Source organism: Vibrio sp. ECSMB14106, assembly GCF_000972265.1.
Taxonomy (GTDB): Bacteria; Pseudomonadota; Gammaproteobacteria; order Enterobacterales; family Vibrionaceae; genus Vibrio; species Vibrio kanaloae.
Window position 1 is genome coordinate 41,235 of sequence record NZ_LAUM01000036.1, and the last position, 16,135, is coordinate 57,369.

General features: G+C 44.8%; 12 protein-coding genes. 1 reads left to right on the forward strand and 11 read right to left on the reverse strand.

From position 1 onward, the window contains the following. Positions 1-152: 152 nt before the first annotated feature. Together WR49_RS18760 and WR49_RS18765 are read right to left on the reverse strand one after the other, a co-directional pair. Positions 153-1,856 carry a sodium:solute symporter family protein gene (locus WR49_RS18760; RefSeq protein ID WP_017055890.1) on the reverse strand — a complete coding sequence of 568 codons (1,704 nt, stop codon included), beginning with the start codon at positions 1,854-1,856 and terminating at the stop codon, positions 153-155. Between the two features lie 10 nt (positions 1,857-1,866). Continuing rightward, the gene (locus WR49_RS18765; protein WP_017055889.1) at positions 1,867-2,133 is read right to left on the reverse strand and encodes a DUF4212 domain-containing protein; all 267 of its coding nucleotides are present in this window, start codon (positions 2,131-2,133) and stop codon (positions 1,867-1,869) included. A 415-nt stretch (positions 2,134-2,548) separates the two neighbouring features. On the opposite strand from WR49_RS18765, the gene WR49_RS18770 reads away from it, so the two are divergent. Continuing rightward, the gene (locus tag WR49_RS18770; protein WP_017055888.1) at positions 2,549-4,300 is read left to right on the forward strand and encodes a potassium/proton antiporter; all 1,752 of its coding nucleotides are present in this window, start codon (positions 2,549-2,551) and stop codon (positions 4,298-4,300) included. On the opposite strand, the gene WR49_RS18775 is transcribed toward WR49_RS18770, so the two are convergent. The 9 genes from WR49_RS18775 to WR49_RS18820 all read right to left on the reverse strand — a co-directional run bounded on the left by WR49_RS18775 (position 4,297) and on the right by WR49_RS18820 (position 15,572). Continuing rightward, on the reverse strand, positions 4,297-4,926 hold the full coding sequence (locus WR49_RS18775; RefSeq protein WP_046225019.1) for a response regulator transcription factor: 630 nt from the start codon (positions 4,924-4,926) through the stop codon (positions 4,297-4,299). The two genes, WR49_RS18770 and WR49_RS18775, sit on opposite strands and share 4 nt — an antisense overlap. A 214-nt stretch (positions 4,927-5,140) precedes the next feature. After that, positions 5,141-7,009: a protein-disulfide reductase DsbD gene (locus tag WR49_RS18780; protein WP_046225020.1), complete on the reverse strand. Its 1,869-nt coding sequence runs from the start codon at positions 7,007-7,009 to the stop codon at positions 5,141-5,143. A gap of 170 nt (positions 7,010-7,179) precedes the next feature. Beyond that, positions 7,180-7,668: an arginine repressor gene (locus tag WR49_RS18785; RefSeq protein ID WP_017055885.1), complete on the reverse strand. Its 489-nt coding sequence runs from the start codon at positions 7,666-7,668 to the stop codon at positions 7,180-7,182. 329 nt (positions 7,669-7,997) lie between these two features. Continuing rightward, positions 7,998-8,462 (reverse strand): aspartate carbamoyltransferase regulatory subunit, encoded by a 465-nt coding sequence (pyrI, locus tag WR49_RS18790; RefSeq protein WP_004729721.1) that lies wholly within the window; start codon positions 8,460-8,462, stop codon positions 7,998-8,000. Between the two features lie 15 nt (positions 8,463-8,477). Beyond that, positions 8,478-9,407 (reverse strand): aspartate carbamoyltransferase, encoded by a 930-nt coding sequence (gene pyrB / locus WR49_RS18795; protein WP_017055884.1) that lies wholly within the window; start codon positions 9,405-9,407, stop codon positions 8,478-8,480. Positions 9,408-9,891: 484 nt separating this feature from the next. After that, a complete protein-coding gene (argF, locus tag WR49_RS18800; protein WP_046225021.1) occupies positions 9,892-10,902 on the reverse strand; it encodes an ornithine carbamoyltransferase in 1,011 nt (336 codons plus the stop codon). A 195-nt stretch (positions 10,903-11,097) separates the two neighbouring features. After that, the gene (gene arcC / locus WR49_RS18810; RefSeq protein WP_017055881.1) at positions 11,098-12,009 is read right to left on the reverse strand and encodes a carbamate kinase; all 912 of its coding nucleotides are present in this window, start codon (positions 12,007-12,009) and stop codon (positions 11,098-11,100) included. A gap of 83 nt (positions 12,010-12,092) precedes the next feature. Then, positions 12,093-13,316: an arginine deiminase gene (arcA, locus tag WR49_RS18815; RefSeq protein ID WP_017055880.1), complete on the reverse strand. Its 1,224-nt coding sequence runs from the start codon at positions 13,314-13,316 to the stop codon at positions 12,093-12,095. A gap of 810 nt (positions 13,317-14,126) precedes the next feature. Continuing rightward, positions 14,127-15,572: a YfcC family protein gene (locus WR49_RS18820; RefSeq protein ID WP_046225022.1), complete on the reverse strand. Its 1,446-nt coding sequence runs from the start codon at positions 15,570-15,572 to the stop codon at positions 14,127-14,129. Between the last annotated feature and the right edge of the window lie 563 nt (positions 15,573-16,135).

A 16,135-nucleotide genomic window follows, 5' to 3' on the forward strand; every position in this document is an offset into this window, starting at 1 on the left:
ACAACCCTTTGTTTGTCTTTTTATAATTTGTTTGCCTTTTTATCAAATGTAAGGGGAAAAGAAAAAGCCGATACATACGTATCGGCCTTCCGGAGTCAGTACCTAATCCCTACAATGTAAGTACTGATTCATTTTTTTCTAAACATCTCTGCTTAGTGGTCGTGAGCTTCACCTGCACCTTTAGGGTAGCGGATAGACTCAACCATCTCTTGTACATCTTCAGGAACTTCAGCTGTCACTTTATTCACTGCAATTGATACGACGAAGTTTAGACACATACCTAGCGTACCGATGCCTTCAGGGCTGATACCAAACCACCAATTTTCAGGTGTGCTTGCTGCAGGGTTAATGAACTTGAAGTAGATGATGTAGCTTGCCGTAAAGGCGATACCCGTCAACATACCCGCAATCGCGCCTTCCTTGTTCATCTTCTTGTAGAAGATACCTAGGATGATGGCAGGGAAGAAGGATGCGGCGGCAAGGCCGAAGGCAAATGCTACTACCTGAGCTACGAAGCCTGGTGGATTAATACCTAAGTAACCGGCACCCACAATCGCGACCATGGCGGCCAAACGAGCGGCTAATAGCTCCTGCTTGTCGGTCATGTTTGGTCTGAAGCCTTTCTTCAACAAGTCATGTGAAATTGAGGTTGAGATTACCAGTAACAGACCCGCTGCTGTGGATAGTGCAGCCGCTAGGCCACCGGCGGCTAGTAATGCTACAACCCAGTTTGGTAGTTTCGCTAACTCTGGAGAAGCCAGTACAATGATGTCACGGTTAATATTCATCTCGTTTCGTTCATCGCCCGAGTAGAACATTTTGCCATCGCCATTCTTGTCTTCCCAGCCCACTAGGCCAGTGCTTTCCCAGTTTTTGTACCAGCTTGGTGCGTCTACTGCGGTGACACCTTGCATGTCTGGGCCATTGATTGTCTCGATCATGTTTACACGAGCAAATGCTGCAACGCCTGGTGCTGTTGTGTATAACAATGAGATGAACAGTAGAGCCCAACCCGCTGAGATACGTGCATCACGTACTTTTGGTACCGTGAAGAAACGAATGATTACGTGTGGAAGACCGGCTGTACCAACCATTAGCGCCGCACAGATGAAGAAGACGTCGACAGTGCTCTTGTTACCTTCGGTATAGGCGGTAAATCCGAGCTCTTCGGTGAGGCCATCCAGTTTATCAAGTAGGTAAACATCAGTACCTGTGATCGTCGAACCCATGCCAACTTGTGGTAGCGGGTTGCCCGTCATCATGATTGAAGTAAAGATTGCAGGGACAAGGAAGGCGAAAATGAGGACACAGAATTGAGCTACCTGCGTATAAGTGATGCCTTTCATGCCACCCAGTACTGCGTAGAAGAACACAATACCCATACCAATGATGATACCTAGATTAATGTCGACTTCTAGGAAACGAGAGAATACAACGCCTACACCACGCATTTGGCCGGCAACGTACGTAAATGATACGAAGATTGCACAGAATACCGCGACCATACGCGCTGTTTTCGAGTAGTAACGTTCACCGATAAAATCAGGGACCGTAAACTGACCGAACTTACGTAGGTAAGGTGCTAAACATAGCGCCAGTAGTACATAACCACCTGTCCAACCCATTAGGTAAACCGCACCGTCGTAACCAACGAATGAGATGATACCTGCCATTGAGATGAACGACGCTGCCGACATCCAGTCAGCGGCAGTTGCCATGCCGTTTGCTACCGGGTGTACACCACCGCCAGCAACGTAGAATTCACTGGTTGACCCTGCACGAGCCCAGATTGCGATGCCGATATATACTGCAAAAGTAATACCGACGAGAATAAACGTCCAAGTTTGAATATCCATGTTCTAGCCTCTAGTCTTCCTGTACGTTGTATTTTTTGTCGAGCGCGTTCATGCGGACAACGTAAATAAATATCAGCGCAACGAAGGTGTATATCGAACCTTGTTGAGCGAACCAAAAGCCGAGCTTGAACCCGCCAAACTGAACGGTGTTAAGGGCATCCACAAATAAGATGCCAGCGCCGTAAGACACTGCGAACCAGGTCGCGAGCAGTGTTCCCATAATCCCCAAGTTTTCCTTCCAGTAGGCTTGAGCATGTTCCGTAGATTCGAACGCCATTGCCTTCTCCTTTATTCCGTTTTCGTAGAAACCATGTCTGTATAAAATAATATGTTAATGCAATGTTACGATTTAGAATGTAGCAAGGATAAGTCAAGGGATCTGTGCAACTTTAGTCGGGATACTATTAGCGCTAATGTACTGAAATGTGGGACCGAGAAGCCATAATCGCAGAAAATTGTGATGTTGCAATGTTGTTAAATTAGCCAAAGGTCTAACAAAACAATCTAAATTAGTGCGTTGGTCAGAAAATTTAACAATGAAATGACAGATAAATTGTCGATGAACCCGCATATGTCATGAACAACGATATAATTTTGTTATAGTAAAAAGGCATGTTCACCGACCGTGCATTGCTTTACGGCAAACGTTTGACATGCTTAAAGCACGGTGTTGTATTCTTTAGGGGAACGAATTGGACGCAATAACTATCAACCACTTGTTTTTAACTGGTGCAGTATTAATCTCCATCAGTGTGCTTTTCTCACCAGTGTCCTCTCGATTGGGCATTCCTATTCTTTTGATATTTTTGTTTGTTGGTATGTTGGCGGGTGAAGATGGACTCGGTGGCATTAAGTTCGATGATTATTCACTGACATACTTGGTGAGTAACCTTGCGCTTGCTGTAATTCTTCTTGATGGCGGTATGAGAACCAAAGTTGCTAGTTTCAAAGTGGCTTTTTGGCCATCACTCTCGTTGGCAACCGTAGGGGTAGCATGTACTGCAACCTTAACGGGTCTAATGGCAGCTTGGTTATTTGACCTTTCGTTTATGCAGGGAATTTTGGTCGGAGCGATTGTCGGTTCAACCGATGCTGCTGCGGTATTTTCTTTGTTGAAAGGACAGAGTCTCAATGAGCGTGTGGGTTCAACACTAGAGATTGAATCCGGCACTAACGATCCAATGGCGGTCTTTCTGACGGTGACTTTAATCGCACTGTTGGGCAACCCAGATGTCGATATGGGGGGAGGTTTCCTACTCAAAAGTTTTGTAATGCAGTTTGGTATCGGCATTATTGTCGGAATTGGCGGTGGTTGGGTTCTGTGGAAATCAATTAATCGAGTGCAACTGGCTGATGGTCTTTATTCTATTTTAGTGCTCAGTGGTGGCATTGCTCTGTTTGCATTCTCTAACATGCTCGGCGGCAGTGGGATTTTATCGATTTACCTCGTAGGTTTGTTCATCGGAAATCGCCCGACTCGCTCTCGACACTCTATTCTCAATGTTCTTGATGGAATGACGTGGTTAAGCCAGATCGTGATGTTCTTGGTGCTTGGGTTATTGGTTACTCCATCGACATTGATGGACATTGCACTTCCTGCGTTGGCACTCGCCTTCGGTATGATTTTGTTTGCTCGTCCACTGTCTGTTTGGTTGGGTTTACTGCCGTTCAGAAACTTTACCACCAAAGAGCGTTGGTTTGTTTCTTGGGTTGGTTTACGTGGCGCAGTGCCGATCATTTTAGCGGTTTTCCCGATGATGGCTGGTTTGCCAAATGCGCAGCTGTATTTCAATATCGCCTTCTTCGTGGTGATGGTTTCGTTGATTGTTCAAGGTGGTAGCTTGATGAAAGTTGCTCGATTAGCTCAGGTGACTCTACCACCAACGCCGACACCTATCTCTCGCACGGGTATTGAGATCTACCCGACCAGTGAGTGGGAGATGTTTGTTTACAAGCTGAAAGACGAAAAGTGGTGTATTGGCGAACCTTTAAAGCGTTTGTCTATGCCTGAAGGGACGCGAATTACCGCACTATTTCGACAAGATGTCTTGCTTCACCCATCGGGCAGTACAGTATTAGAGGCCAATGATATTCTGTGCGTACTGGGCCAAGATAAAGACTTAGGTAGTTTAAGCCAGCTATTCAGTGAAGCTCCGTTAGCCGAAGAAGCAGCACGATTTTTTGGTGATTTCTTCCTGGATGTTAGCTTATCAATTACTGCGGTAAGTGATTGGTATGGTATTGAGCTTGGCTCGGAAGAAGAGCGAGAAATGACGCTAAAACAGTTAGTAGAACAAGAGCTTGGTGTATATCCAGTATTAGGTGACAGCTTTGAGTGGCATGACATTAATTGGGTGGTCGCTGAGGTCAATGATTATCAAGTCGTCAAGCTGGGCTTATGTTTACCAAAGACGACTTTAGAAAAGGATATTAGTGAAGCCTAATTGTGGACTTCTTGTAGCAATATAACTGCTTGAGTTCTGTTTTTCACGTCCAGTTTACGGAAGATAGCGGTCATATGTGCTTTTATGGTCGCTTCTGATACATTCAATTCATAGGCAATTTGCTTGTTAAGTAGACCATCAGACAGCATTCCCAAGACCTTATATTGTTGAGGGGTCAGTGTGGAGAGTTTTTCTGCAAGGTCGCTACAAGCCGCATTATTAGTGATGAGGCCTTCAGGGAAGAATGGATCACCGTTGAGAACTTGGTTGAGTGCACTCAAGAGTTCACGCATATCACTCGATTTAGGAATAAAGCCAAAAGCACCATGACTTTTAACTTGGCTGACCACGCTGGCATCTTCGCTGGCTGAGATCACGACAATCGGTAAATCTGGGTATTCAGCGCGCAGCTGAATTAAACCTGACATCCCATTTGCACCTGGCATTTTAAGATCGAGTAACAAGAGGTCGGGCTCATCTTCTTTCTTTAGTAAAGTCAGCAAGGCATCCAGAGAATCGGCTTCAAGAAGGTTCGCGCCACTGATCGCCATATGAACTGACTGAAACAGGGCGTTGCGGAAGAGAGGGTGGTCATCAGCAATGATGATGGTATAGGTCGAGTCCATGACGTTCATACTTTTAACAATTTAGTTAAGATTTATTATCATCCCGATTGAGTGTGTGGACAATATTTATGCATTAAAAGTCTGAACCATATCGACTTTTATCCCCAGAATAAGAAAGTGTTACTCTGAATACCAAAAAAGCCGCACTGTCATCTCGGTACCGAGGGGCGGTGCGGCTTTTGTTTGGGCTTAGATATGGACAAATGTCGTCGTTTTATAGCTGGTGGTCTTGAATGTGCTTTAGGAATATATCAGCAGGCATAAAGCCGGTCACACGAGCATTTGGAACATGGTTACCCTCACCGTCCCAGAACTCAATGGTTGGTAAGCCGAGTACCTGTAATTGTTTAAGCAGTTCAATGTCTTGAGGCATGTTTCTCGTTACGTCGGCCTGAAGCAACACGAAGTCAGATAGTTTGTTTTCGACATCGGCCTGATGGAAGGTGTACTTCTCAAACTCTTTACACGCCACACACCAATCGGCGTAGAAATCGAGCATTACTGGCTTGCCCAGTTTTTTCGCTTCGATGAGTTGGATCTCTAGCTCTTCAACGGTATTGATGCGTGCAAATTGGATATGCTGTTGTTCTACCGTTATGCTCTTCTCCGCAAACCAATAGTTCAATGCAGGCTGTGCCGAAGCGAATAGGCCAAGCATCGCGATGATGCCCACAGCGCTTTGCTTCCAACCGCCGAATGGCAGTGCATTCTTGCTATGGTACAACCAACCGAAAGCGATAAACCCAAGGCCAGACCAAAGCACGGTTGCCCATAATTCAGGGATAATGCGCTCTAGTAAGAAGATTGGAGCTGCCAGCAAGATAAAGCCAAATACGATCTTCACCTTGTCCATCCAACTGCCTGCTTTCGGCAGAAGTTTATTACCAAATACCGCAACCAAGATCAGCGGGATACCCATACCCATCGCTAAGGCATACAGAGCAATAGCACCGGTAAATAGGTCGCCACTTTGAGCCACATACAGCAGCGCACCTGACAATGGAGCCGTGGTACAAGGTGAACACACCAAGCCAGAGATAGCACCCATCGCGAACACGCCCAAGGTATTGCCACCTTGTTGCTTGTTACTTTGATTGTTAAGCCAAGTTTGGATGCTGCTTGGAAGTTGCAGGTTATAAACGCCAAACATCGACATCGCCAACGCCACGAACAGAACGCTCAACGCAATTAATACGTAAGGATGTTGCATCGCAGCTTGGAACTGCATACCCGCAGAGGCAACCACTAAACCCAATAAGGTGTAGGTTAACGCCATGCCTTGCACGTAGATGAACGATAGCATCAGCGCACGACCTTGGCTGAGCTTGCCACCACCTAAAACGATACCCGTTAGAATTGGATACATAGGCAGAACACACGGCGTAAAGGCTAAACCAACACCGAGCGCTAAGAATAGTAATGGTGTCCACCAACTGTCACCGAGTTTATCGGCTAAGCCTGCGTCTTTTGAAACGGGAGTATTGGTTTGTTGAGTGGTATTGCTTGCTGCGTCAGTCGTAGGAGAAGAGGGTTGTACTGAATTGTCAGCTTCACCAGCAGCATCAGAAAAACCTTGCGAGGCACCACTGTTTTGCGCATCACTGCTTTTCATATCTCCAGAATCCGTCGCAGTAAATGGCTCAATGTCGATGATTCGAGTTTCGGGTGGATAGCAGAAACCAGCATCTGCACAGCCTTGATACTTAACGATCAGCTGTGAGCCATCTTGGTAACTCTGTAGCGGAACTTGCACGAATAACGGTTGAGTATAAATGCTTACTTCACCGAAGAATTCATCTTGGTGTGGTTGGCCATCTTCTATTTTAACATTGCCGATTGCGAGGTTTTGACCGCTAAAAGAGAGGCTATGTTGATAAAGGTAGTAGCCCTCCTTTACTTGCCAGTCGAGAAGCACTTGGCCGTCTTGTTGGTAGTAATTGAAAGGGAAAGCTTGGTCTACAGGGACAAAACCATTGTTATTGCCTCCGAAGCTTGGCTCGGCGTTGTCATTTCCAAAAAGCGCCCACGCAGGCTGGGTGAATAAGGAAACGCAAACAAAAAGTAATGTGGCAAGTCGTCGCATACTATTAGTCATCAAAATGGAGTTGAAGGTATCTTAACTCAATCAGACCGTAATAGTTTGTGATTAGTTTCATCGATAAATAAATATCCCCTTGGACAAGTGAAGCATTGATTTGCCGATCCAAGGGGAGCTATGTGATTTAAGTGTTTAGTTTTGTGTAAGTGAGACGCTTAGGCGACGCCCAAACGTGCTTTTACCACTTGTTCGCAAGCATCAATATTCATCGTGTCTTTTGGAATAATGAGCACCGTGTCATTGCCGCCAACGGTACCGATAATTTCAGTATGTGGGTCGATATCGACTAATCTTGCGACCAGCTGTGCACAACCCGGGTGAGTCTTTACTATCACCATGGCTTGGTTGTGAGTAATTAATTCGATTTGCGAGGAGATGGATGCGTCGACACGTACAGGTGCACTCTCAACGGTTATGCAGTAGACCTTCTTACCACAGGCGTTTTGAACTTTTACAACGCCGAGTTGTGACAAAATACGAGATACGGTCGATTGACTAATACCTATATAGCCAATGTCGACGAGTTTCTCTCTCAGTTGATTCTGGGTCGAGAAGCTTTGTTGTTGTAGCAAGCGTTTGCACGCTGCAGTCAGTGTTTTATCTTCAGCTGAATACAAGCAACCGTGCTCAGTGATTTCGTTCATGAACAACTCCTTAAGGTCAACGTTTGGATATCGCTTGTCCATAGCGTCGAACGCACTCCCAAAGCCGTAGAGTACAATTGTTAATTAGGGCTTACCGATGAATCCCGAAGTAAATATGGGAGGGTATGCGAGATGTATGATCATCTATCCACTAAGTCTAACACTAAAGGATGGTTATCTTTTTGAAGGTGATCACCAAACAATATTCTGGTTAACTGCTTTTATTTTGGTTTTTTATTCTTTGGTTGAATGGATATTTATTCCAGGTTGAGAATAAATATCCATTAGGATTAAGTGGTTTTTTGTAGCGAAGGTAATAGCGCTAAGGGTTAGCGAATTTCGCTCATGATCTCGCGAGAGAATACTTTTTCACAATAGTGACATTTTAGCTGTACGTTTTCGTGTTTTAGCTGCACTTTAAAGCTACTTTCGACTGGTTCACCGTGTGAAATACAGTTGCTATTTGGACAAGCGAACACACTGTTGATTTGCTCTGGCAGCACAAGGGTTAGCTTGTTGACTACTTTGTACTCTTCAATTTGGTTGACTGTGGCTTGCGGAGCATACAGAGCCAATTGGTTGGCTTGTTCCTTGGTCAGAAAGATGTTCTCAATCTTGATCAGGTCTTTGTTGCCGAGTGCTGATGATGGCAGGTTTAACCCCATGGTGATTCGTTGTTCTGTTTTATGCAGCTTAAACAGTTTAAGGATTTTGATACCAAGGTGAGCAGGGATGTGGTCAATGACGCTGCCGTTACGGATCGCTTCTACTTGTAGCTGAGTTTGTTTAACCATGACTGTTTCTCCTGCTTATAAAGTGTCGTTAAGAACTAGGGCCAATAGGGCTTCGCGAGCGTATACACCGTTTTCAGCTTGTTCGAAGTAGTAAGCGTGTCGCGTTTTATCGACGTCGGTTGTGATTTCGTCGACACGTGGCAGTGGGTGAAGCACCTTCATGTTTTGGCGTGCGTCTTTCAGCGTATCGGCCGTCAGAATGTAAGCCGACTTCATGTGTGCGTATTCTGACGCATCAAAGCGCTCTTTCTGTACGCGAGTCATGTACAGCACATCCAGTTCAGGCACCACTTCTTCAATGCTGCTGTGGGTGCTGTATTGGATGCCCATCTCTTCTAATTCTTCACAGATGTAATCCGGCATCGCTAACACTTCTGGCGCGATAAAGAAGAAACGCACGTTGTTGAATTTTGATAGCGCTTGCGTCAATGAGTGCACGGTGCGGCCATATTTTAGGTCGCCAACGAATGCCACATTGAGGTTATCGAGCGTGCCTTGAGTTTCGTAAATCGAGAATAGATCCAACAAGGTCTGCGTTGGGTGTTGGTTCGCACCGTCGCCACCATTGACGATAGGAACATCGTTAGAGAATTCAGAGGCTAAGCGTGCTGCGCCTTCTTGTGGGTGACGCATCACAAAGGCATCGACGTAAGAGGAAATAACCTGCACTGAATCGGCAAGTGTTTCGCCTTTTTTAGCCAGCGATGTGTTTCCACCATTATCAAAACCGATGACGGTGCCGCCAAGGCGTTGAACTGCGGTTTCGAATGAAAGGCGAGTTCGAGTTGAAGGCTCAAAGAAGCAGCTTGCAACAACTTTATTTTTCAGCAGCTCTGGATTTGGCTCAGCCTTGAGCTTTGCTGCGGTGTTGACGATAAGCTCCAGTTCATTACGAGTGAGCTCTGGTATGGAGATGATGTGCTTGTTAAATAACGAATGCGCCATAACGGGTCTTCCTTCTTTGCATACAGTCAAATTGCGGACAAAAAAAAGCCCCCTAACAATAGGAGGCTTCGAAACGATCAATAGAGCAAAATAAAAATGACACCAACGCCACTCTTTGGCGTGTAGTTTGACAATCATGTGCGACAGAATTGCAGTTCATTTTTTGCTCTCTTAAGACAAATTGCGGAGGATTATACTCAGATAAAAATGCCATGCAATACTTTCTGTAAAGTATTCATTTAATGGATTTTTATGCGAAATAACGTCCGTTTAAAGCTTCCATTTAAGCCTTTGTTGGAACTGAGAATCTCAGGCTTTTTTAGGTAATAATCTATTCAACTACATGAAAAAAAATGCGGGCTTTATTCAAGGTCAAATTCCCAAGAACGCCACCCGCACTTCCCTGTCATTGCAGCACTTAACTTGTCAATATCTTGCCAACAAGTGCGTGCTTAGCTATTTAGATTCTTAGTTGATTAGCTTATTAACTGCCTAATGTCGCAACCATGACTGCTTTGATGGTGTGCATGCGGTTTTCTGCTTCATCGAACACGATAGAGTATTCAGATTCGACCACTTCATCTGTCACTTCTACACCATCTTTAAGCTGCGGATATTCAGCAGCAAGCTGTTTGCCGACGGTTGTATCTTCGCCGTGGAAAGCGGGTAGGCAGTGCATGAACTTCACATGTGGGTTGCCTGTTGCTTTGATCATGTCCATGTTGACTTGGTAAGGCATCATTAAGTTAATACGCTCAGCCCACGCTTCTTTTGCTTCGCCCATTGATACCCAAACATCAGTGTATAGGAATTCACAGCCTTGCACGCCTTCTTGAACATCTTCAGTCAGTGTGATGTTGCCGCCAGTGTGCTCTGCAATTTCACGACATTGAGCTAAAAGCTCTTCTTGTGGCCAGAACTGTTTTGGTGCGACAAGGCGAATGTCCATGCCCATTTTCGCAGCGCCAACCATCAAAGAGTTACCCATGTTGTTGCGAGCATCACCTAGGTAAGCAAAGCTGATTTCGTGTAACTGTTTACCACGGCCGAATTCTGTCATGGTTAGGAAGTCTGCAAGAATTTGTGTTGGGTGGAATTCGTCAGTCAGACCATTCCACACTGGTACGCCAGCATAAGCGCCTAGCTCTTCCACGATTTCTTGGCCGAAGCCGCGGTATTCGATGCCGTCGTACATACGGCCAAGAACGCGAGCGGTATCTTTCATTGATTCTTTGTGGCCAATTTGAGAGCCAGATGGGCCTAAGTAAGACACTCGAGCACCTTGGTCGAATGCGGCAACTTCAAATGCACAACGAGTACGAGTTGATGTTTTTTCAAAGATAAGCGCAATGTTTTTGCCAGTCAGTGTTGGCTGTTCGTAACCGTTGTACTTCGCTTTTTTAAGCTCCATTGAAAGATCTAACAAGTGTTGAATCTCGCGTGGAGTGAAATCTAGTAGTTTTAGGAAGTTACGATTGCGTAGGTTAAAAGCCATGATGTATTCCTTCTTAGATTTAGGCGCTTTCTTGCTACAGGGAAAGAAAATTCAAGAAAGCGCGATTCAATTTTTTAGTCAATTTGTTCGGTTCTGTTTGTTTCGTTTAATTCTGTTTTCACAAGCTTTAAAAGCTCTCAAGGTTTCAGCTTCTTAAGCTTTAAGTTTTTCAAGATAATAAAGCTCGTTAGTGGGTTAACCTTTGGTGATATTGGTGCCCGCTTGGCCTTGCAGGATTTGCAAACCATCTTCGAGAGCGCCGATACCCACCACTTTGCCGCCTTGCTGAATGAATTCGCACGATGCTTCAATTTTTGGCCCCATTGAGCCCGCATCAAACTCGAATTTCGCCAGTTCGCTTGGTGTGGTACTGCGCAGTGCGTGTTGAGTTGGCTTGCCCCAATCAAGATAAACAGCGTCGGCATCAGTCAAAATAAGCAGCGCGTCCGCATCCAGTTGTTTCGCTAAGAAAGCCGCTGACATGTCTTTGTCGATAACCGCTTCAACACCCACTAATTTGCCGTTCTCTTTTTTCACTGGGATGCCACCGCCGCCAGTACAAATTACGAGGTGACCCGCATCGATAAGTTGTGTGATCGCTTCGTGCTCAACAATGCCGGTAGGGCGTGGGCTTGGTACAACGCGGCGGAAATGTTGGCCGTCTGGTTTTACGATCCAGTGGAACTTCTCCGCTAATTCACGCGCTTCCGCTTCTTCGTAGATCGGGCCAATCGGCTTGGTTGGATCGGCAAACGCAGGATCGTTTGGATCAACCGTCATTTGCGTCAACATGCACGAGATGTTTCGGTTAGGCAGGTAGTTTTTGAACTCTTGCATCAGCATGTAGCCGATCATACCTTGAGTCTCACTGCCCAAGACATCCAGCGGATACGGGTTTACTTTTTTGTATTCCAAACCTTGCAGGGCAAGTAAGCCAACTTGTGGGCCATTACCGTGCACTAGGACCACGTTGTACACTTTCGCGATTTCAGAGATGGTTTTAACCGCTGTTTCAATATTACGGCGTTGAACATCGGCTTCTAACGGCTCACCGCGACGAAGTAGGGCGTTACCACCGAGTGCAACAACAACAGTTTGCTTAGTCATAATTGTGTTCTCTCATTTTGGCCAAGCTGTTGATTTTACGTAAGCTTGTAAAATGGCTTAGCTTGGCCGTTTCGTCTTAGTGATTAGATACCATCACGCTCAATTGGGCAGCTCATGCAGCGTGCGCCACCGCGACCGCGGCCAAGTTCGTCTCCAGGGATAGAAAGAACCGTGATGCCTGCTTTGTCGTATTTTTCGTTAGTGTAGGTGTTGCCTTCATAACCAATAACGACGCCTGGTTTAACTGTCAGCACATTGTTCGCATCGTTCCACTGTTCACGTTCTGCATGGAAGTTGTCACCACCTGTCGTGATGAGATTTAGCTTGTCTACACCAAGTGCTTTTTCGATAGCTGTTACGAAGTAGCCTTCTTCTTTCACATTCACAGTGCCTGATTCATCGCCAGTTAGGCTCCAGCACTGCACGTCTTGACTAACCACTTCAGGGTAAACAGAGAATGTATCCTCGTTCATGTGAGTCATTACCGTGTCTAAGTGCATGCAAGAGCGATGTTTTGGTAACTGCATGGCGATAACTTGTTTTGCTTGACCGTGTTTGAATAGGCTCGATGCTAAGTGCTCAACACCTTGTGCTGTTGTACGTTCAGACATACCGATAAGCACTGTGCCACGACCGATAACAAGAACGTCACCACCTTCAATCGTTGAGTTGTCGTAGCTGATATTTTCTTCATCGCCGAAGTATTTAATAAAGTCTTGGCCCGCGAATGTTGGGTGCCAGCGATAAATAGCGCGTACGTGGTTGGTTTCACGTTGACGAGCAGGTTTCGCCATCGGGTTGATAGATACACCGCCGTATACCCAGCAAGACGTGTCGCGAGTAAATAGGTGGTTTGGTAGAGGCTCGATAATAAAGTCGGTTGGTGCGTGCATACCTTGCATCATTGAAGACGATTTCATTGGCATCTCAGCGTAAGACAGACCGCCCGTTAGGATTTTTGCTAGCTCTAGGTTTGGTAAGTCGCTTAAGTAGCAGCGCACATCATTGGCGAATGTTTTACCCAAACGGTAATCAGATACTTGGCAGTTTAGCAGCCAATCTTTCGCTTCTGGCACGGCTAGTGTGTCTGCTAGCAAGTCAGTAAGAAGAAGAACTTCAACACCTTGATCACGTAGCGTTTGAGTAAATGCGTCATGCTCTTTACCTGCGCGCTCAACAGCCAGTACGTCATCAAATAGCAAATCGTGACAGTTAGAGGGTGTTAGGTGAGTCAGTGCGCGTCTTGGACGGTGAACTAGAACGCGGCGTAATTGACCTATTTCAGAACCTACATAGAACTTACTCATGATCGTCTCTCTCTTATATATTTGAATTACTTTTATCGCTAAGAGTAATTATTTATTTTCAGTTGAGAAGAATGAATTATTTATTCACATCTCTTGTCTGGAATTAATATTACGCCTGCTAGTCAGGTATTCTTAGAGATATATCACAAATCGTTTTTTCTCTCGCAGCCCTTTAAAATTAAGGGTTTTAACAAACTTTATGCACTTTTAGTCACAGCTAATATATTCTAAATAATTAGCTGTTGGGGAACTTTATGCACGTTTTTTTGACGAAACTTACTAGAATCTAATTTACGAGGGAATATATGCAGAATATTTTTATTGATAAGAGTGTGCTTAGCTTGGAAGTATGCAGTGTTTTTATTTAGATATTTAATTTTGGATATGGAATTAATTATTTATTAACAAAGTAAATGCGAATAAAGCTGCTGTGGTCACACTTTAAAATCGGCTGTTTAAGTGTATTTTTTGATAAAAAAGACCATTAGTTTTCGTTTGTTTATTAGGCTGTAAATGACTTTAAATATAATTAACGCTAATAAGTGACTAATTATTTATCTAAAAATCATGGCTGAAAATAGCGTGTTATTTCATCAATCTAATTTGATATTGAAAAGTAGGGTGACTCTTCTATTGCGAGTGCTTTGGGTTTGGTTGAGCAGAGCTTTGTTACGAACAGAAGATACCTTGAATATCGCGTGTATGGCTTCGAGATGCTACTTCAGTAGTAGGGGGACATGGGGAGAGGAAGCCATAAAAAAGCCGCTATGAGAAGCGGCTTTGGATGAGAAAGGAGTGAAGTGCTTTGAGTTAGATCAGCGCACCAATACTCAGTACGACAATGCAGAACACCATCAAGATACCGATTAGTGGCATTACCCACTTAACCCAGCGCACGTAAGGGACACGAGCAATCGCTAAGCCACCCATTACCACTGCAGAGGTCGGTGTGATTAAGTTCACCAAGCCAGAGGCGGATTGGTAAGCGGTAATAACAAGGTCACGACCTACGCCAGCAAAGTCGGCCAGCGGTGCCATGATTGGCATGGTGAGTACTGCTAAGCCTGATGTTGATGGTACTAAGAATGACAGTAGGATCTCTAAGAAGAACATCACATTAATAAAGATAACCGAAGACAGTCCGGTGACCATTTGTTCTGCAGAGAAGAGAATGGTGTCGGTGATCATACCGCGGTCCATCACCACCACAATACCACGCGCAATACCGATAATAAGCGCCACGCCCAGTAGGTCTCGGGCACCATCAATGAAACTCGAAGTAAACTCCTCTTCACTCATGCGGGCCACAATACCAACGATGATGGTCGCCGCTAAGAACATGGCTGAGATCTCGGCCATCCACCACCCAGCAACGGATACACCGTAAATCATTACCGCGAATGAGCCGCCAAAAATGGCCAGAATGAGTTTACGAGTCGCAGTGAATTCAAGTTTTTCGCCACTTGCGTTGCCAAGAAAGTGCGCTTTGTTCTCTTCGTATTTGTCGTACACTATTGATTTGCTTGGGTCGGCTTGCACCATTCTGGCGTAGCGCATGACGTAGGCAACACAGATACCCCAACCAACAATCAGCATGCCAACACGCAGCACGATGCCGTCTGTAAATGGAATACCAGAGGCGTTGGCAGCGATAACGGTCGCGAATGGGTTAATGGTTGAGCCTAGTACCCCAATGCCCGCACCAAGCAGTACCGTTGCAGCAGCCACAAGAGGATCAAAGCGAGCAGCCATCATCACAGGGACTAACAAGGTATAGAAGGGCAGTGATTCTTCTGCCATGCCGTAGACAGTACCGCCCGCGGCAAACAGTGCCATCAGTATTGGTATCATCAACTCTTCTCGCCCTTCTAAGCGGGCGGTGACGCGTTCGATACCGGCATCAATCGCACCGGTTTTAGTGACTAGCCCTAAGAAGCCCCCAATGATTAGAATGAACAGCGAAACGTCGATTGCCGCAGCTTCATAGCTATTGTGGTCGTAGAAGCCGTCAATCGGTGCTAGTAGTACATCAATCACACCCTGAGGGTTACCTTCTACCGTTTGATAGGTGCCGGTAACCGGTACTTCTCGGCCTAATTCTTCATTCATTGCTCGGTCGTATTGGCCTGCTGGAATAATCCATGTGAACAGAGCCACGAGCGCAATAAGAATAAATAAAATGGTGTAGGCAGAAGGGAACTTAAAGTTGGCAAAGAAGCCGCCTTTTTCTGCCTTTTTAATCGTTTCGGTCGTCATAGCCATCTCCTTTCACGTCAATGCCCCCAGGCAGATCAGTGTGAATTCGCGAGTCAAAAATAAATAGCTGATCCTAAAAAAGGTAAATCAATAAATGTAATAAGATTCGAATTGATCAGTTAATTTAATAATTAATTAAAACAAACGTTTATATTTTTGATTTTTAAATTAAATCAGATATTAGACTTGAGCTTTTATTTATCTGTTGGGTATTTTAAATCTCATTTTTAACTCTAACCTAGCGACTGTTCACATTTTTATTGTACTAATTTATTGCTCAATAATTACACTGAAAATTATCAGGGTATTAGTGTGATTAAAGTGGTTATCTATGCTGATGGTTTATCTACGATTCTTTTATTTTAGGTTGCCTAGAGTATGTAGCGAATAAATGTGTGGAATTTTATGCAAAATGAAAATTTATAATGTTTATGGATTAATTAAGTAATATTTGATTTATATCAAATAAGGATAAAGGATGGGGGGCTGTAAATTAAATGGTTAACATTAAGTTGCAGGGCAAGATCATGAAAACCCCTTATGGAATAAGGGGTGACGTGAAG